At 65.3% G+C, this 18,341-nt stretch carries 15 protein-coding genes and 1 pseudogene; 14 read left to right on the forward strand and 2 right to left on the reverse strand.

What is annotated here, in order from left to right; translation table 11 throughout:
• Positions 1-5: 5 nt before the first annotated feature.
• A complete protein-coding gene (locus H3H55_RS33050) occupies positions 6-668 on the forward strand; it encodes an ankyrin repeat domain-containing protein (protein ID WP_193102449.1) in 663 nt (220 codons plus the stop codon).
• Positions 669-868: 200 nt separating this feature from the next.
• Here the strand turns inward: H3H55_RS33050 and H3H55_RS37810 are convergent.
• Positions 869-988: pseudogene (locus H3H55_RS37810) on the reverse strand (hypothetical protein); the annotation flags it as partial.
• Positions 989-1,108: 120 nt separating this feature from the next.
• Here H3H55_RS37810 and H3H55_RS33060 point away from each other — a divergent pair.
• Positions 1,109-2,452, forward strand: coding sequence for a hypothetical protein (locus H3H55_RS33060; RefSeq protein WP_193102451.1), 1,344 nt, complete (start codon positions 1,109-1,111; stop codon positions 2,450-2,452).
• A 362-nt stretch (positions 2,453-2,814) separates the two neighbouring features.
• Here the strand turns inward: H3H55_RS33060 and shc are convergent, their stop codons facing one another.
• Complete coding sequence (gene shc, locus H3H55_RS33065; protein ID WP_193102452.1) at positions 2,815-4,860, reverse strand: squalene--hopene cyclase; 2,046 nt, start codon at positions 4,858-4,860, stop codon at positions 2,815-2,817.
• Between the two features lie 53 nt (positions 4,861-4,913).
• Here shc and H3H55_RS33070 point away from each other — a divergent pair, with 53 nt between their 5' ends.
• The 12 genes from H3H55_RS33070 (at position 4,914) to H3H55_RS33125 (ending at position 18,340) form a co-directional block, all read left to right on the forward strand.
• A complete protein-coding gene (locus H3H55_RS33070; RefSeq protein ID WP_193102453.1) occupies positions 4,914-5,618 on the forward strand; it encodes a TetR/AcrR family transcriptional regulator in 705 nt (234 codons plus the stop codon).
• Positions 5,619-5,908: 290 nt separating this feature from the next.
• A complete protein-coding gene (locus H3H55_RS33075) occupies positions 5,909-6,451 on the forward strand; it encodes an AAA family ATPase (RefSeq protein ID WP_193102454.1) in 543 nt (180 codons plus the stop codon).
• Positions 6,452-6,829: 378 nt separating this feature from the next.
• A complete protein-coding gene (locus H3H55_RS33080) occupies positions 6,830-8,278 on the forward strand; it encodes an ATP-binding protein (protein ID WP_226800663.1) in 1,449 nt (482 codons plus the stop codon).
• Complete coding sequence (locus tag H3H55_RS33085) at positions 8,275-8,910, forward strand: response regulator transcription factor (protein ID WP_193102455.1); 636 nt, start codon at positions 8,275-8,277, stop codon at positions 8,908-8,910. The genes H3H55_RS33080 and H3H55_RS33085 overlap by 4 nt, the downstream gene beginning before the upstream one ends.
• 133 nt (positions 8,911-9,043) lie before the next feature.
• Positions 9,044-9,430 (forward strand): response regulator transcription factor, encoded by a 387-nt coding sequence (locus H3H55_RS33090; protein ID WP_193103088.1) that lies wholly within the window; start codon positions 9,044-9,046, stop codon positions 9,428-9,430.
• Positions 9,431-9,589: 159 nt separating this feature from the next.
• The gene (locus H3H55_RS33095; RefSeq protein ID WP_193102456.1) at positions 9,590-10,147 is read left to right on the forward strand and encodes a YSC84-related protein; all 558 of its coding nucleotides are present in this window, start codon (positions 9,590-9,592) and stop codon (positions 10,145-10,147) included.
• A 181-nt stretch (positions 10,148-10,328) separates the two neighbouring features.
• Complete coding sequence (locus tag H3H55_RS33100; RefSeq protein WP_226800664.1) at positions 10,329-10,766, forward strand: YMGG-like glycine zipper-containing protein; 438 nt, start codon at positions 10,329-10,331, stop codon at positions 10,764-10,766.
• Positions 10,767-10,794: 28 nt separating this feature from the next.
• On the forward strand, positions 10,795-11,190 hold the full coding sequence (locus H3H55_RS33105; protein ID WP_226800665.1) for a hypothetical protein: 396 nt from the start codon (positions 10,795-10,797) through the stop codon (positions 11,188-11,190).
• 16 nt (positions 11,191-11,206) lie between these two features.
• The gene (locus H3H55_RS33110; RefSeq protein WP_193102458.1) at positions 11,207-12,376 is read left to right on the forward strand and encodes an efflux RND transporter periplasmic adaptor subunit; all 1,170 of its coding nucleotides are present in this window, start codon (positions 11,207-11,209) and stop codon (positions 12,374-12,376) included.
• A gap of 12 nt (positions 12,377-12,388) precedes the next feature.
• A complete protein-coding gene (locus H3H55_RS33115) occupies positions 12,389-15,583 on the forward strand; it encodes an efflux RND transporter permease subunit (RefSeq protein WP_193102459.1) in 3,195 nt (1,064 codons plus the stop codon).
• A 1-nt stretch (position 15,584) separates the two neighbouring features.
• A complete protein-coding gene (locus H3H55_RS33120; RefSeq protein WP_193102460.1) occupies positions 15,585-17,054 on the forward strand; it encodes an efflux transporter outer membrane subunit in 1,470 nt (489 codons plus the stop codon).
• Positions 17,051-18,340, forward strand: coding sequence for a paraquat-inducible protein A (locus H3H55_RS33125; RefSeq protein WP_193102461.1), 1,290 nt, complete (start codon positions 17,051-17,053; stop codon positions 18,338-18,340). Before H3H55_RS33120 ends, H3H55_RS33125 begins: the two co-directional genes overlap by 4 nt.
• Position 18,341 lies beyond the last annotated feature (1 nt).

An 18,341-nucleotide genomic window follows, 5' to 3' on the forward strand; every position in this document is an offset into this window, starting at 1 on the left:
GCCGATTGAGCATCGCATGGGACGGAATCACGAGCGCCGACGTGCTCGGCAAAGCGGAGGTCGCGAGCCGGCATGCGCTGGCCGACGCAGCGAGGAACGGCGACTGGGCGACGATGCTCGACCTCGTTGCGAAGCAGCCCGAACTCGTCAATGCGACGCGGCTCGGCGGCACGTCGCTTTATGCGCCGCTGCATCAGGCCGCGTATGGCGGCGCGCCGAAGGAGGTCGTCGCCGAACTGCTGCGGCTCGGTGCGTGGCGCATGCTGCGCGATGCGCAATGCGAGCGCGCGGTCGATATTGCGGTGGCGCGCGGGCATCGGCATCTGGTCGATTGGCTGACGCCGCAACCGAAACGCTTCGTGCCCGACGACACACTGCTTGAAATCCAGCGCCGTTTCCACGCGATGATCGTCGGCCGCATTGCGCACCTGCGTGTCGACGCATTGCGCTTGCCTGAGCTCGAACCGCTCCTCGAACTCGATGCGCAGGCCGCCCGCATGTGGTTCGCGGTGCCGGGCATGTATGGCGGATTCGGCTATGCGCTGCGCACGGATGGCGACGCGGCCGTGCTCGTGTCCGAGAGCTGGAGCCGCGTGGTCGGCGGCTCGGGCCAGCGGCACGAGATCACGGCGAATGGTTGTACGCTGGTTGACGAGGGATTTGTTTGACGCGACTGGTCAGTGACTGCGGCCGATCATCTCGTTGAACTCAAAACTGTTTTGGCAATTCGCGCCTTTCCCCGGGGTGGTACCGTCCGCCGATACTGCGCCGCACGACTTCCAGCATATTCAGCGAGGCGTGTGCCGCATGACCGTAACGCCCTAGGAGCACTTCATGAAAAGCAGCAAGATATTCGTGATGGGTGCGCCCACCAAAATCCGTCACCCTGCTGCACCGACTGTAAATACGCGATGCCGCGCGTTGCCGAGTCGGATTCGCAGTCGCTGAACGTCATCTGCACGAGCAGTACCCATGCAGCGCAGTTATTGATATTACGGGACGGTAAGGCGCTCGCAGGATGTTTTCATGTGCGATTCTTGAATCGCACATTTTTATCCGCTAGAACTGATGAGCGGGGGAAATCGAATATCAACAAAACAAGTCCGGGGTGAATGTGAGAACCATTCTTGCCATGGCGGGTGGCGTACTTGCCAGTTCCGTTCTGTTCGGATGCGCGTCGACCTATGACGAAAACTGGCTTTCGACGCAGTGGACGAAAGCCATGCAAACCTACAATATCCGGCCGGTTTATCCCCCTACCGAAGATCTGCACGTCGGCGACGTCTATGCGATCGCGATCGGTCAAACCGACAGCAGCGGAAATCCGATCGAAGGCGCGCTGTGGGGATCGGAGAAACTCGATTTCATTCCGCTGGACCAGGAACTCAACGATTATTATTCGCGCGTGCAGACGTTTCCGGCCACCGACGACACGCCTGCGTCATCCACGGCCATCTGGCATCAGCCGACGACGGCAGCGTGTACCGATGCACCTCCGGCTGCACGACCGGCGCCAGCATCGGCGCACCAGCCGAAGAAGCAAGTCGCGGCAAACCACGCGGCTGCCGTCGGGGTGCACGCCGCGCAGACCGCGGAACAGCCTGCCCACCATGCAGCGGCCCCATCCGCACGATGCAGCAGCGCAAACGTATTCGCGCGGACAGGGACATGGATGCGCCTTCCGATCGCGACGTTCCCGGCATTCACCGTTGCGCATGGGAATGCGGAACAGTTCAGCGGCAGCCTGCCGCTGCGTTTCTTCAACGCCGTCTTCAGCGGTTCTCATCGCAGCGAGGATCAGATATCGGTCACCATTCGCCAGGCCGAAACGTATGGCGTGCCGGCTTATCCCGCGAAGATCCGACTGTTTGCCTATTGCAAGAGCAATTCGCAGAAATATGGATTCTGTCTCAAGCAGGCGCTCGAAAGCGAAATCGCCAACCTGAGCGGCAAGGGGCCGCCGCCGGACGTGGCCATCGCACTGGTCAACCGGATCTACCTGACGCGCAGTATCGAGTTCACCTACAAGGCGTCGTCGTCGACGGCGGCGCAGGGGAGCGTGTACGTACTGCTCCAGAAGGTCCTGGCGAACCAGGCCGCATTGAAAACGGCGCTGGGTGGCACGAACGCGCCCGCGCAAGATACGCCGGTGAAAGCGAAGGCGGGCCAGGCCGCCGATGCGGGCGGCACGCCGGCCGCCGCGGGCGGTGCGCCGCCGGCGAGTCCGTCGGCCGACGCGCTCGCCGCGATCAAGTCCGATCTCGACGCGCTGCTGGCGTCGACGCAGAGTCAGACGCAGCAATTGAGTTCGTCGCCGGTGCCGGGATCGTCGTTTTCGATCGCGACGATCAGCGACAACGAAATCTCGTTGGTGCAGACGTTCGAGCACCCGGTAGTCGTCGGTTACCGGTACGTGTCGTTGCCGGGGCAAGGGCAATCAACCAAACAGTGACTGCGTACGTTCGAATCACGGGAATCGCTTCAGGCCGACCGGTGCATTCCGACCGGAATGCACGCGGCGCCTGGTTGCAACAATGCAGGGGAGCACCATCATGAAATCTCGGTCACGCGGACTGGCCTGTCTTGCATGCCTGACCATGGCGATATCGGCTGCGACGACATGGGCGTCAGACGCACACGCACCGGCACGTTCGGCGGCGGGCGCCGCTGCCGCGAGCGCGCCGGCTTCAGAGATACCCGAGACGCCGCTGTTTGGGCAGGGATGCAATGTGCCGGTCCATCCAGGCTACCAAGGGTCCGGCACCGCCGACGTGCCTCAATGTACCGAGTGAGCGACGCCCGGCGGCCCCGGGCCTAGACGGTCTCCGACACGCGTCGTTCGGTCGTTGCTGCATCGTGGTCTGATGCAAGCGTCATTCCCGCCAGCCGCCGATACCGCGCAAGCGCCCACAGCGGAAAGTACGCGGTATACCCGTGATACTTCAGGTAGAAAATGCGCGGAAAACCGGGCGCATTGTGCGAGCGGTGCCACCAGAAACCATCGTCCTGCTGCACCGACTGCAGATACGCGATGCCGCGTTTCACCGAATCGGATTCGCAATCGCCGAACGCCATCTGCGCGAGCAGCGCCCACGCGGTGCAGTTCGACGTGCTCTCGCCGCCATTGGTACCGGCAAGCTTCGGGTCGATATAGCTGTCGTTCGTCTCGCCCCAGCCACCGTCCGCATGTTGCCGTGCGCGCAGCCAGTCGAGCGCACGCGCGATATAAGGCTGCGACTTGTCCTCGCCGGCGAGCGCGAGGCCGGCCAGCACGCTCCACGTGCCGTACAGATAGTTCGTACCCCAGCGGCCCCACCAGCTGCCGTCGGGCTGCTGCGTGCGTTTCACGTAGTCGATGCAGCGCGCGAGCGACGCGCGGTCGTCCGCGCGCTTCGTCACGCCGAAGCACAGCAGCACGCGGCCCGACACGTCTTCCGTCGGCGGATCGAGCAGCGCGCCGTGATCGGCGAACGGGATCGCGTTCAGGTACATGCGATCGCAATCGGCGTCGAACGCCGCGAAGCCGCCATTGCGCGATTGCAGCCCGCGCATCCAGTCGAGTGCACGCGCGACGCGCGGCGCATACGGGTTCGTGCCGTCCGCGTTGCGATGCGTGCGGCCGCGACGATCGAGCATCGCAGTGACGAGCGCGCTGTCGTCGATGTCGGGGTAGTACGGGTTCGCGTACTGGAACGCCCATCCGCCCGGCTCCGTATCGGCCGGCGCGTTCTCGATCCAGTCGCCGCGCAGGTCGTTCACCTGGCGCTCGGCCATCCAGTCGTACGCGCGCGCGATGCGTGCGTCGAGTTCGCGCAGCGCGCCGGCCGTCTCGCCGGCTTCCGGCGTCGCCACGCCGCGCGCCTGCTCGAGCGCCATCGTGCTCCATGCGGTGTCCCATACCGGCGACAGGCACGGCTGGCAATACACGCTGCCGTCCGGCCGCGTGACCAGCAGCTTTTCCAGCGCGTTTTCGCAATCGCGCCGCAGCGGATGGTCGTCGGGGTAGCCGAGCACGTCCATCATCTGGTAGCTGTACACGATCGGCGGGAAGATGCCGCCGAGCCCGTCCTCGCCGTTCATGCGCTCCGCGCACCACGCCTCCGCATGCCGGATCGCGCGCGCTCGCAGGCGCTTCGGCATCAGCGGCTCGATATGACGAACCGTGCGGTCGAGCGCGAGGAATAGCTTGCGCATGCCGCGCGCGGGCGGGAAGTACTGACGTTCCGCGTCCGGCGGCGTGACGAACAGCTCGCCGATCGAGATGTTGCGCGGATTGCGGGCGCGTGCCTTCAGCGAGCACAGCACCAGCAGCGGCACCATCGTCGTGCGCGCCCAGTACGCGACCTTGTACATCGAGATCGGCACCCACTTCGGGAACAGCACGAATTCGATCGGCATGAACGGCGCCGCGCGCCACGGCACCTGGCCGAACGTCGCGAGCAGGATGCGCGTGAACACGTTCGAGCGCGCCGCGCCGCCGAGCTTCAGGATCGCGTCGCGCGCGCGGACCATGTGCGGCGCACGTTCGCTGTCGCCGGCCGCCTTCAGCGCGAAATACGCCTTCACGCTGCACGACACGTCCGGCGCGCCGTCGACGTACAGCGCCCATCCGCCATGCGTGTCGAGCCGCTGGTTCGCGCGCAGGTAGCGCGCCATCTGCTCCTGGCGCACGTCGTCGATCTTGTCCATGAAATGCATCATCAGGATGTATTCCGCGGTGATCGTCGCGTCGGATTCGAGTTCGAAACACCAGCTGCCGTCGGGCTGCTGAAGACGCACGAGCGCGTCGCGTCCACGGGCGATGGCGGTGTCGAGCGCGGACCAGGAGGAGGGGGGCGGTTTATTCATGCGGCGGATCATACCATCCAGCCGGAATGTTTATCTTGAGACCCTCGGGTGCTACCATCCGCGCTATGAAAAAACGCCTCGAACCCGCGCCGCGCGACGTGTCCGTGCCTGTCGAACCGGCTGGAATGGCCGGTGCACGGGCGTCCGAAGGATCATCGACGCCGGCGGCCGCTGTCGTCGCCGGTGTGCGGCGGAAAAAGGCGCCGGATCAGGTGCGCGCGCAGTTGCTGGCGGCCGCATCGGAGATCGCGACGCATCACGGCGTGGCCGCGTTGACGCTCGATGCGGTGGCCGAGCGTGCGGGCGTGACGAAAGGCGCGCTGCAGTATCACTTCGCGAACAAGCAGGGGCTGCTGGATGCGCTGTTCGGGCAGGCGACCGAGCGGTTCACCGCGCAGATGGCCGCGCGAATGGCCGCGGATTCACGCGGCGACGGTGCGGCGGCGCGGGCCTATCTGCATGCGGTGCTCGACGCGGCGAATCCGGCCGCGAGTACCGATGTGCTGCGCGTGCTGGTCGCGTCGATGATTACCGAGCAGGAAACGCGCGCGCGATGGTCGGTGCCGATGCGGGAATGGACGCGGCCCGATCCCGTGCCGCTCGAACAGGCCGCCACGCTGATGATCTGCCGGCTCGCGGCCGACGGACTGTGGATTTCGGAGCTGCTCGACAGCGTCGAGGTATCGGCCGAGATGCGCGCGGAGATCGTTCGGCAACTGGATGCGATGAGCAAGGGCGTGTTTCCGAAGGGCGGCGGTGGGGCGGCGTGAGGCGTGTGCCTCGGGAGCACGTCGCGGTTACGCCGAAGCACGGCGGATGGTTGGCACGCGAAGGCGCGCGTCGTTCGCTGATGGTTGCGTAACCATCGGCGTCGATCTTGAACCCGCTTGCTCGCGATCGGGCAGTTGGTTATTCTGCTGCACATGAACCGATCGCATACCCGCTCGATTATTTGCGCCGCAATTTCGCCGGCGGGGTAGCCATCGACTGAATGCATGTCATCACAACCCGCCCGGAAGGCGGGTTTTTGCTTTCTGGGCATTCGATGGAGCGCCTGGAAATGCAGACCGACAACAATCACACGACAGCCTCGAACGACGCGGTATTGCTCCACATGGTATGCGGCAAGATCGCATCCGGAAAATCGACGCTGACCGCGACGCTCGCGAGCGCGCAGCGGACCGTGTTGATCAGCGAAGACGTCTGGCTCGCTCGCCTGTATCCGGGCGAGATCCTGTCGATCGACGACTATGTCCGATGTGCGAAGCGCATCAAGGAGGTGATCGCCGACCACGTCGCCGCGGTGTTGCAGGCGGGTGTCTCGGTGGTTCTCGATCTTCCGTTCAATACGGTCGCTGCGCGTGCATGGGGGCGGGCTGTTGCGCAGGCCGCCGGTTGCGACCATCGACTGCATTACCTCGATGTGAGCGATGCGGTTTGCAAGGCGCGTCTGCGCGTGCGCAATGCGCGAGGCGAGCATCCGTTCCAGGCATCGGACGCCGAGTTCGAGCAGATCACGCGTTACTTCGTCGCGCCGGATCCGGCGGAAGGGCTGACCATCGTGGCTTATGACGAAACGGGTTCGGTTCGCGCGCAGGGGTGACGAGCGGATAGTCGGTGCTGTCCGTGATCGCGCTGGCGCCGGCACGATTGATGCGATGAACGGTGTTCCGGCATATCAATGACTTCGATCAAGCCTATCGAAAATATCCGCGTTGCGACGGCGAAGATTTCCATCGGAACTGGAATCTAATCGATCGGTATACCTAGAATTGGTTGCGAGTACGTGAGTAATCACGGCTTGCGCCGCCGATTCCCAGACGGCAGATAGCAAACGCAACACCACGCATGAAGCGCCGGAACACGGTGGAGCATCGGGGCTATCGCGGTCCGTTCCAAGGGCGGACTGCCGGAGCGACTGCGCGCCGCAGCAGGTTTGACGGTGCGTAGGGGCCGCGCGTCGCCACGGAGAGAGGCAGTCATGTCTGTCCCTACGCTGGATATCGGGGTCGTGCTGGCGGCGGCCATGGAGTCGTTCGTGTGGCGCTTATATAACTTGCACACGCAACTGCAATCGCCGGTCGGCTCGATCGGTGGCCCCGCAGGCCGGCATTCATCTCGTCACGCGCATGAGCACAGTGTGCCGTCAGGCATTGCTGCGCCGCAATGCGCCGCAGCGTGGCGGGAGCCCCGCGGCGAAGGAATCATCGCGCATGCGGGCTTGCACATTCCGCCGGCGCTGCGCCGCGCGTCGGACGCGGCAGCACGCATCCCCTGGTTCGGCAAGCGGTTGAAACCCGGTCCGGATCATCGTGAAACGGCCACGCCGATGCGTGATGCGTTCGAACACGTGCCGGTCGCGATCATCGGTTTCAACGAGCGCAATGAAATCGCTTTTGCCAATGAAAGGGCGATGGCGCTGTTCGGGTACCACGGCGATGCGTTGACCGGCGTGTCCGGTCGGATGCTGTTTATCGGTTGTTCCGCAGGCGTCGAGTGGGATGCGCGGGCGCAGGTTGCGCCACCCATGCCGCCGCTGGTGCAGTCGATGCAATCGGTGGTGGCGAGACGCAGCGACGGAGCGGAATTCCCGGCGGAAGTGACGACGAGCGAATGCTGCGTCGACGGCGCGCCGACCCGGCTCGCGGTGATCGTCGATCGCAGCGAGCGGGTCGAATTGCAGCGAAGCCGGCAGGAGCTCGCGCATCTCACACGTATCTCCGCGCTCGGCGAACTGGCGGGATCGCTCGCGCATGAACTGAACCAGCCGCTGACCGCGATCCTCAGCAACGCGCAGGCCGCACAGCACTTCCTTGGGGCGGACCCGGTCGACCTGCATGAGGTGCGCGAAACCCTGAAGGACATCGTGGATGACAATTGCCGCGCGGGCGAAATCATCCGAAAAATGCGCGCGCTCGTCCGTAAGGGCGACGTGGATCTGCAGCCGCTCGACGTCGGCGGTGTCGTTCGGGACGTCGTGCTGCTCGTGCATAGCGACGCGATCATGCGCGGGATCCGGACGACGCTCGACATCGAAAGCGAACTCCCGGTCGTGCGCGGCGACCGGGTGCAGCTTCAGCAGGTCGTGCTCAACCTTCTGCTCAATGGATTCGACGCGGTACACGACGGGCCCGCCGTGGATCGTGTCGTCACCACGCGGGTATGGGCCGAGCCCGATGGGGCCGTGCGCATCTGCGTGTGCGATCGTGGGCATGGGCTGACGGTCAACCAGCTCGACAAGATCTTCAAGCCGTTCTTCACGTCGAAGCCGCACGGGTTGGGATTGGGCCTGTCGATCAGCCGGACGATCATCGCCGCGCACGGCGGCCGTCTCTGGGCGGAAAACAATGCGGACCGCGGCGCGTCGTTCCATGTGGCGTTGCCGGCATCGGGTACGGCGGAATCGAACCACGCGCACCGGCAGCCATGAGCGATCCCGCTTCGATTGTCTTCATCGTGGACGACGACGCTTCGGTACGGCACGCGCTATCACGGCTCGTCCGGTCGTCGGGCTACCGCGCCGAGTCGTTCGAGTCGGGACGCGCGTTTCTCGACGCAGCCGACCTGACGAATTGCCCGGCGTGTCTGCTGCTGGATCTCCAGCTGCCGGACGTGAACGGGCTCGAAATCCAGCGCACATTGAATGCGGCGCTGCCGATCATCTTCATTACCGGGCACGGCGATATCGGCACGACGGTGGACGCAATGAAGGCTGGCGCGGCCGACTTCCTGCCGAAGCCGGTCAGCGACACGGTTCTGCTCGACGCAATCAGGCGCGCGCTCGAGCGTTCGATGCAGATGGGCGAACGTCGCCGGGAACTCGCGAGCCTCCAGGCGCGCTTCGATCGCCTGACGCCGCGAGAGCGGGAAGTCATGACGCTCGTCGTGACGGGCCGCCTGAACAAACAGGTCGCCGATGATCTCGGCATCGCCGAAAAAACCATCAAGATTCACCGCGCACGCGTGATGGAGAAAATGGAGGCGGCGTCGCTGGCGGACCTCGTGCGCCTCGCCGACAAGCTCGGCTTCGGCGCTTCGACATCCATGCGCCCTGCGCGCTGACCCCCCCCCCGCTCGGCGCATCCACCGTCACGACGCGGGACCAAAGTCTTATACCGGTTTCGCTTTGCGCCTGATAGCCTCAATTTGCGGGATCGCTGTGACGCGGTCAACGGCCGAATCCGGAATTCTCACAATGGGTAACGTCAAGCAATTCGTTGCGGTTGTCGACGACGATGAATCGGTGGGCCGGGCGATCAAGCGTCTGTTGCGATCCGTCGGCATCGGTGCGGACGCTTTTCAGAGCGGCGACGATTTTCTCGACACGCTCGCGTCGATGCCGTCATACCGCCCGGCTTGCGTGATTCTCGACATACAGATGCCCGGGCTCAACGGACTCGAGGTGCAGCGGCGACTCGACGGCACCGGCGTGCCCGTCATCGTGATCACCGCCTACGACGACGTCGCCGTGCGCGAACAGGCGCTCGCGGCCGGGGCGATCGCCTATGTCCGCAAGCCGTTCAACGATGCGCTGCTGATCAAGACCGTGTGCACGGCACTGGGTATCGCGTCGCCGTCGTGACGGCATATCCGCGCCGGTGCCGCTGGTGCCCTATGGGACCAAAGTCCCATTGTTCTTGATGAATGCGGCAACCACACTGGAATCCGACAACGTGCGGCCGATGTCATCGGCGATGGCGCGGGCTTGCACGATTGCGGGAATTCAACGGGAGTACGCATCATGATCGAATGCATACGCAAGCTGGCCGCGATCTCGCTGCTCGCCGTGACGGCGGCCTGCTCGACCAGTCAATCCGGTACCGAATCCGGGGACGCCGTCCTCGACCAGGATGCGCAGGCAGCGCTGGCGAATCTGTATGTCGCCACGCCGCAGGCGAAGGACGTAGCGGCCAAGGCCAAGGGCATTCTCGTGTTTCCGAGCGTGGTGCGAGCCGGGTTCATTGCCGGCGCGTCGCACGGTACGGGCGAATTGATCGAGGGTGGCAAGGTCACCGGATACTACGCGACGACATCGGTGACTTACGGTCTTCAGGCGGGTGTCCAGACCTACGGCTACGTGATGATGTTCATGTCGGACAAGGCACTCGACAACCTCAAGACGAGCCCCGGTTTCGAAGTCGGCATGGCGCCGACCGTCGTGATCGGTGATTCCGGCGCCGCCAGGAATCTGACGACGGCCACGCTGCAGTCGGATATCTACGCGTTCATCTTCGACCAGAAGGGATTGATGGCCGGGATCGGCTTGAGAGGATCGAAGATCACCCGCCTCAATCGATGAAGCAGGCGCCGCTTGCCTGCCGCACGCAGGCGAACGGTGGCGTGGATGGCGGTCGGAAGACCGGGTGGAAGCGAGGCCACACATGGAATGCGCGTTGCAGCGATCGAACCCTGCACGGCCAGGCAAGCATGGCGCGGCCTGCAAGCGGCGATTCGCATCCTTCGCGACGGGTCTCGTCGCATTGACGCTTGCCGGCATCGCTGTTGCGCAACAGCCGATCTTCTATCCCGCGAAGGGGCAGAGTGCGCAAAAGCAGCAGACCGACACGGCGGAATGCCAGGTATGGGCGAAGCAGACCACGGGCGTCGATCCGGTTGCCCTCGCGCAGCGCGCCGCCTCTCCGTCCGCTCCGCCGCCGCCACAGGGCGGCATGGTGCGAGGCGCTGCGGGCGGCGCAGCCATGGGGGCCGCGATTGGCGCGATCGCGGGCGATGCCGGCAAGGGCGCGGCAATCGGCGCGATCACCGGCACGGCCGGCGGCGGCATGCGCCGGCTGCGCCGGGAACAGGCCGCTGCCCGGCAGGAGCAGGCCGTGGAGAGCAGCACCGCGAGCCAGTTGTCGACGTTCATGCGCGCCGTGACCGCATGCATGAACGGGCGCGGTTACACGAGCCAATAGTCATCGGAGCCGAGCGGTGGACGCAGCCATGAACAACCTCGTACGTACGGCGCTGGTGGCAACCTTCCTGCTGGATGGTGCGGGCGCATGCGCAGGTGATTTCGACGGAAGCAAGCCGTTGTTATGTGCAACGGTCGAGGCTCATGCATGCGATCCGGGCCTTCCTTGTACGCGTGCGCTACCGGCGGACCTCGGTGCGCCCAGGTTCCTGTCCATCGATTTCAACACGAAGACGATTGCCGGACCCGCGCGCAGCGCACCGATTCAATTCATGGAGCAAGGCCAGAACCAGATCGCGATGCAGGGCACCGAACTCGGCTTCGCGTGGACACTCGTGCTCGACACGCGCGACGGGACCATCACCGCGACCCTTGTCAATCGTGAAGACGCCGTGGTGGTGTTCGGAGACTGCACGGCGAAGTAGCGTCGGGAATCATCCCATGAAGCCCGTAACCCTCATTCTCTCGATGCCGCTGATCGCGGCCCTCACCGTCTGCACGGGATGCAAGAAGCCTGCAGCGATCCCGACGCTCGGTGCGCCTGAAGTGACGGTCGTGACGATCACGCCACGCGACACGCCGGTGGACTTCGAATTCACCGCGCAGACACAGAGTTCGCACGAGGTCGAGATTCGTGCACGGGTGGACGGATTCCTGGACAAGCGCACCTATGTCGAAGGTCAGATGGTGAAGGCTGGCCAGACGCTCTTCCAGATGGACCACAAGCCGTTCGACGCCGCGCTGCAGACTGCGAAGGGGCAGCTCGCGCAGCAGCAGGCGAGGCTCAACGTCGCGAAGGAAAATCTCGCGCGGGTCAGACCGCTCGCCGCACAGAACGCGCTGAGCAAGAAGGACCTCGACGACGCGGTCGGCAACGTGCAGCAGGCCGAGGCCGCCGTGATCGCCGCGCAGGGGCAGGTGCAGACGGCGCAACTCAACCTCGGCTACACGACGATCAAGTCGCCGATCACCGGCCTGTCGAGTTTCGCCCGGCAGCAGGACGGCAGCTACGTCACGGCCACTGCAGCGGGACTGCTCACGTACATTTACCAGCTCGACCCGATGTGGGTGAACTTCAGCATTTCCGAGAACGAGATGCTCAAGCGCCGCGATGAAATTACGAAAGGAAAGCTGCGCTTTCCGCCGAACGACGAATTCGTCGTGACACTCGTGCTGGCCGACGGTACCGAGTTTCCGCAGCGCGGGCGGATCAATTTCGCGAATCCGGCATTCAGCACCGACACCGGAACGTTTCTGGTGCGCGCCGTGTTCGACAACCCGAACGGCACGTTGCGCCCCGGGCAGTTCGTGCGTGCGCGCGTGTCCGGCGCGACGCGGCCCGGCGCGGTGCTGGTACCGCAGCGCGCTGTCCTGCAGGGCGCGAAGAGTCACTACGTGTGGGTCGTCGACAATGAATCGAAGGCGCATCAGCGCGTCGTCGAAGTGGGGGAGTGGCATGGCGACGACTGGTTCGTCACCGACGGGCTGAAGGCCGGCGAGCGCGTGGTGGTCGACGGGGCGATCCGCGTGGCGCCGGATACGCCGCTGAAGATCGTTCCCGGGGCGCCGCCGTCGGCCGAGAGCGGATCCGGCGTCGCCGCGGCCCAGTGACGGGGCGGCTTCATGAACATCTCCCACTTCTGCATCGACCGGCCGATCTTCGCGTCCGTCATCTCGATCGTCATCACGCTGGGCGGCGCATTGACGATGCTCGCGCTGCCGGTGGCCCAGTACCCGGACGTCACGCCGCCGCAGATCACGATCGCGGCCGCCTATCCGGGTGCGAGCGCGGACGTCGTCGCCAACAACGTGGCCGCGCCGATCGAGCAGCAGGTCAACGGCGCGGACAACATGATCTACATGAATTCGTCCAGCTCGTCGACCGGCAACCTGACGATCAACGCATACTTCGAGATCGGCACCAACCCCGAACTCGCGCAGGTGGACGTGCAGAACCGCGTGAACCTGGCGCTGCCGCAACTGCCGCAATCGGTTCAGGCACAGGGTGTGCAGATCCAGAAGAAATCGTCGGCGTTCATGATGGTCATCGCGATCTATTCGCCGCAGGAACGCTACGACGCGACCTATATCGCGAACTACGCGAACATCTACGTGCTCGATGCGATCAAGCGCATCGGCGGGGCCAATCAGTCGGCCATCTTCGGCACCCCCGACTATGCGATGCGCATCTGGCTGAAGCCGGACCGCATGGCGCAACTGGGCATCACCGCGGCCGACGTCCAGCGCGCGGTCGCCAACCAGAACCAGCAGTTCGCGGTCGGGCGGCTCGGTCAGGCGCCGACCGGCGGCGCGGTCGAGCAGTCTTTCGCGGTGACGACCCCGGGCCGCCTCGCCGAGCCGGCCGACTTCGACAACATCATCATCCGTGCGGCGAGCCAGGGTACGGCGATCGTCCGCCTCAAGGATGTGGGGCGGGCCGAGCTGGGGCAGAAGGACTATTCGATCCGCAGCCGTTTCCAGGGCAAGCCGGCCACAATCATCGCGGTCTATCAGCAACCGGGCGCCAACGCGCTCGATGTGTCGAAGCAGGTGCGTGCGACGCTCGCGGACATGAAGAAGTCGTTTCCCGAAGGGCTCGACTACCAGATCGCGATGGACACGACGGAATTCACGCGCGCGTCGATCACCGACGTCGTGCACACCTTCTTCGAAGCGCTGATCCTGGTCGTGATCGTCGTGTTCGTGTTCCTGCAAAGCCTGCGCGCGACCATCATCCCCGTGCTGGCCGTGCCGGTGTCGATTCTCGGCACGGCGATGGGCATGGCGCTGCTCGGCTTCTCGATCAACATGCTGACGCTGTTCGGGATGGTGCTCGCGATCGGCATCGTGGTCGACGACGCGATCGTCGTGATCGAGAACGTCGAGCGCAACATGACGGTGCACAAGCTCGACCCGAAGTCGGCCGCGAAGCGAGCGATGGACGAGGTGGCCGGGCCGGTGGTGGCGATCGTGCTGGTGCTCTGCGCGGTGTTCGTGCCGGTCGCGTTTCTCGGTGGCATCACGGGGCAGCTTTACAAGCAGTTCGCGATCACGATCGCGATTTCGGTGGTGATCTCGGGCGTCGTCGCACTGACGTTGTCGCCGGCGCTGGCCGCGCTGCTGCTCACGAGCACGCACCACGAGAAGAAGGGCTTCTTCCGCTGGTTCGAAAACGTGTTCGCGCGGCTGACGGCCGGTTACGCGCGCGCGGTCAGGTTCGTCATCAAGCGCTTCGTGCTCGCGCTTGTGCTGTTCGGCGGCATGATCGTGTTGACGGTGTTGATGTTCAGGGCGATCCCGGGCGCGTTTCTGCCGCCGGAAGATCAAGGCTACCTGCTCGGCGCGATCGTCATGCCGGATGCGGCGAGCCTCGACCGCACGGGCGACGTGTCGCAGCGGGTCGCCGACTACTTCATGAAGCAGCCGGCGGTGAGCAGCGTGACGACGGTCGATGGCTTCAGCCTGCTCGACAGCCAGAACAAGAACAATGCCGGCACGTTCTTCATCGGCCTGAAAGGCTTCGACGAGCGCTACAAGTTCGCGAACATCAAAACGCAGAACGCCCGCGCCGTGCTGGTCGATGCGTATGTGAACCTGTCCGGGATCAGGGAGGGCATCGTCATTCCGGTCAATCCGCCGTCGATTCCGGGGCTCGGTACAACCGGCGGCACCGAGGTATGGGTGCAGAGCAAGGGCGATGCGTCGATTGCCCAGTTGGCGGGTGTCGTGCAGGACTTCGTGAACAAGGCGAAAGCGCGGCCGGAGCTGTCGGGCGTGACATCGACCTTCAACGCATCGTCGCAACAGTTGCTGGTCGATGTGGATCGCGACAAGTCCGAGACGCTCGGCGTGCCGATCCAGGACGTGTACAGCGCAATGCAGACGATGTTCGGCTCGCTTTACGTGTCGCAATTCAACCGGGCGAGCCGGCTCTGGCAGGTCATCCTGCAGGCGGAACCGTCCTACCGCCTCAAGCCGCAGGACCTGGACCAGATCTACGTGCGCAGCACGAACGGCAACATGGTGCCGCTCAAGTCCGTGGTGTCCTACCGATACGTGACGGGTCCCGACCTGATCACGCGGTTCAACAATTTTCCCGCGGTCAAGATCACGGTCAATGCGGCGCCCGGCTACAGCTCCGGCCAGGTCATCGCCGTGCTCGAAGAGCTGGCGGCACAGTTGCCGCCCGGTTACGACGTCGCGTGGAGCGGCGAGGCCTACGAGGCGCGCAAGGTGGGCGGAACGTCCGGCCTGGTGTTCGGCTTCGGCCTCGTAATGGTGTTCCTGATCCTCGCGGCGCAGTACGAGAAGTGGTCGCTGCCGTTCGGTGTGCTGATGGCGGTGCCGTTCGCGATGTTCGGCGCGCTGGTCGCGATCCTGCTGCGCGGGCTCAATAACGACGTCTACTTCCAGATCGGGCTGACGATGCTGGTGGCGCTGGCCGCCAAGAACGCGATCCTGATCTTCGAGTTCGCGGTGATCAACCGCGAGGCGGGCGCATCGCCCTTCGACGCGGCGCTCACCGCGTCGGAAGAGCGCTTGCGGCCGATCATCATGACCTCGCTGGCGTTCATCCTCGGCGTCGTGCCGCTGGCGATCGCACTCGGCGCGTCGGCGAACAGTCGTCACTCGATCGGTACGGGCGTCATCGGCGGGATGCTCGGGGCCACGGCGATCGCCGTGTTCTTCATCCCGATGTTCTATTACCTGCTCGAGGCGCTGTCGTCGCGCTCGCGCGGCCAGGCCCTGCCGCCTTCCCCGGGGGCCGGCCCCGGGTCGCCGCACACCGCTCCATCCGCACCCCGCAAGGACGGCTGACATGCGACGCGCCGCGTTCTGGCGCCTCTGCGCGCCGGTCTTGCTGATGGGCTTGAGCGGATGCCTGCTCGGCCCGGACTACGTGCGGCCCAAGGTCGACGTGCCGGCGTCGTTCCGGTTCGCGTCCGGCGAGGCGGTGGATGTCGCCAACAGCGCGTGGTGGGAGCAGTTCCAGGACCCGACACTGAATGCGTTGATCGCGACCGCGCTGGCGGAAAACCGCGACGTCAAGGTGGCGTCGGCGCGCGTCGACGAATTCCTCGGTCAGTTCGTCAGCACGCGCTCGGCGTTGTTTCCGCAAGTCGCCGCCGGGTTCGACGCCACGCGCCAGCGCTCGTCGCGAAGCGGCGCGATTCCGCTGCCGCCGACGGTGCCGTCGGTCTCGAACCAGTTTCAGGCGACCCTGTCCGCCACGTGGGACCTCGACCTGTTCGGCAAGGTCAGACGTGAAACCGAAGCCGCGCGTGCCAACCTGCGCGCGAGCGAGGAAGCGCGCCGCGCGACGATCCTGACGCTGGTGGCGTCGGTCGCGTCGTCCTACATCACGCTGCGCAGCCTGGACCGCCAGCTGGAGATCGCGAAAGCGACGACAGCGAGTCGCGCGGACTCCGTCAAGGTGTTTACGGCGCGCTTCAACGGGGGCGAAGTGTCGCAAATGGAGCTTGCGCAGAGCCAGTCCGAATACGAGACGACACTGGCGACCATCCCGCAACTCGAAACGCAGATTGCTCAACAGGAGGACGCGCTGTCCGTGCTGCTCGGCCGCAATCCCGGCCCGATCGTACGCGGCCGCGCGCTCGCCGAGCTGGAGGCACCCGCGGTTCCCGCGGGGTTGCCGGCGGATCTGCTCGAACGCCGGCCCGACCTGCTGCAGGCGGAACAGAACCTGATCGCGCAGAACGCACTGATCGGCGCGGCCCGCGCGCTGTACTTCCCGTCGATTTCGCTGACCGGGCTGTTCGGTTCGGTCAGCGCGCAGTTCTCGAATCTCTTTACCGGGCCCGCGCGCGTCTGGTCGTTTGCTGGATCGGCGATGCTGCCGATCTTCACCGGCGGCAACATTACGGGCCAGGTCCGCCAGGCGGAGGCGCGTCAGCAGGAGGCGCTCTATGCGTACGAGAAGGCGATCGAGGTCGCGTTCCAGCAGGTCGAGGACGCGCTGATCGGTTCGCAGAAGTCGCGCGAGCAGCTCGCCACGCAGGCGCGCCAGATCGACGCGTTGCGCACCTACGAGCGGCTCGCGCGGTTGCGCTACGAGGGCGGTTATACGAGCTATATCGAGGTGCTCGACGCGGAGCGCACGCTGTTCAACGCGGAGTTGTCGTATACGCAGACGCGCAGCGCGACGCTCACGTCGCTCGTCAATCTCTACATGGCGATGGGCGGGGGCTGGGTCGTCACGGCTGAGCGGATGGCCGCCCCGCCGCGCGCCGACGCCAATCGACCCGTTTCCGACGAGGGGCCGAGATGAACCGCGCCGGCCTGATCGTGTGCCACGAATGCGACCTGTTGCAGCGGAACGTGCCGGTGGCACCTGGCGGCGCGCTGCGGTGCCGGCGCTGCCACGCCGAGCTTTACCGGAATCGCGAGGACAGCCTGACGCGCGCGCTGGCGTTTGCCACGGCCGCGGGTGTGCTGTTCGTCATTTCCAACCTGTACCCGATCGTTGGCCTGTCGGTCGGCGGGACGGTGGTCGAGACGACGCTGGCCGGATCCGTGCGCGTGCTGTATGCGGACGGGATCTGGCCGCTCGCCGGCCTCGTGTTCGCGACCACGATGCTGATGCCGTTCGTGCAGATCGCCGGCATGCTCTGGCTGCTGGTGCCGTTGCGGATGAACCGCGTGCCCGCGTGTGCGGCGCTCGTGTTTCGGCTCTGCCACCTCGCGGCACCGTGGGGGATGACGGAAGTGCTGATCCTCGGCTTGCTGGTGGCGCTGGTCAAGCTGGCCCACATCGCGAGTGTCGTGACGGGCGTCGCGCTCTATTCGTTCGGCGGGCTGATGCTCGTGCTTGCAGCGGCCGGCGCGGCGTTCGATGCGCACGAATTGTGGTCGCGTATCGACGCGGCGCGAGGCCACGGCGACGGGCGCGGCAGCGGCATGCCGGTGCCGCGCGGTGCCGTCACGGCCGCTGATTGCGGCCTCGCGCTGTGCCACGACTGCGGGCAACTCGCGCGCGCGCCGGCCGACGCGCACGATCTGACCTGTCCGCGCTGCGGCGCGGCGCTGCACCTGCGCAAACCCGCGAGCGTGTCGCGCACGTGGGCGCTCCTGATTGCCGCGATGGTCCTTTACATCCCCGCGAACGTGCTGCCGGTGATGTACACGAGTTCGCTGTTCGGCGCGCAGAAGGACACCATCCTGAGCGGCGTCGTCTATCTGTGGGTCTCCGGATCGTGGCCGCTCGCGGTCGTGGTGTTCGTCGCGAGCATCGCGGTGCCGCTGCTCAAGATTCTCGCGCTCGCGTATCTCGCGTTCACGGTCCAGCGGCATTCGCGATGGCTGCGGGAACCGCGTACGCGCATCTATCGGATGGTCGAATTCGTCGGGCGCTGGTCGATGCTCGACATCTACGTGATCACGATGCTCGTCGCGCTCGTGCAGTTCCAGGCGCTGGCGACGATCAAGGCCGGTCCTGCGGCGATCGCGTTCGGGGCGGTGGTCGTGCTGACGATGTTCGCGGCGACGACATTCGACCCCCGCCTGATCTGGGACACTGGAGAGCAGCATCATGGGTGGCCCCGAGCAGAAGCCTGAC

It is taken from the genome of Burkholderia sp. Z1 (assembly GCF_014893795.1).
Taxonomy (GTDB): Bacteria; Pseudomonadota; Gammaproteobacteria; order Burkholderiales; family Burkholderiaceae; genus Burkholderia; species Burkholderia theae.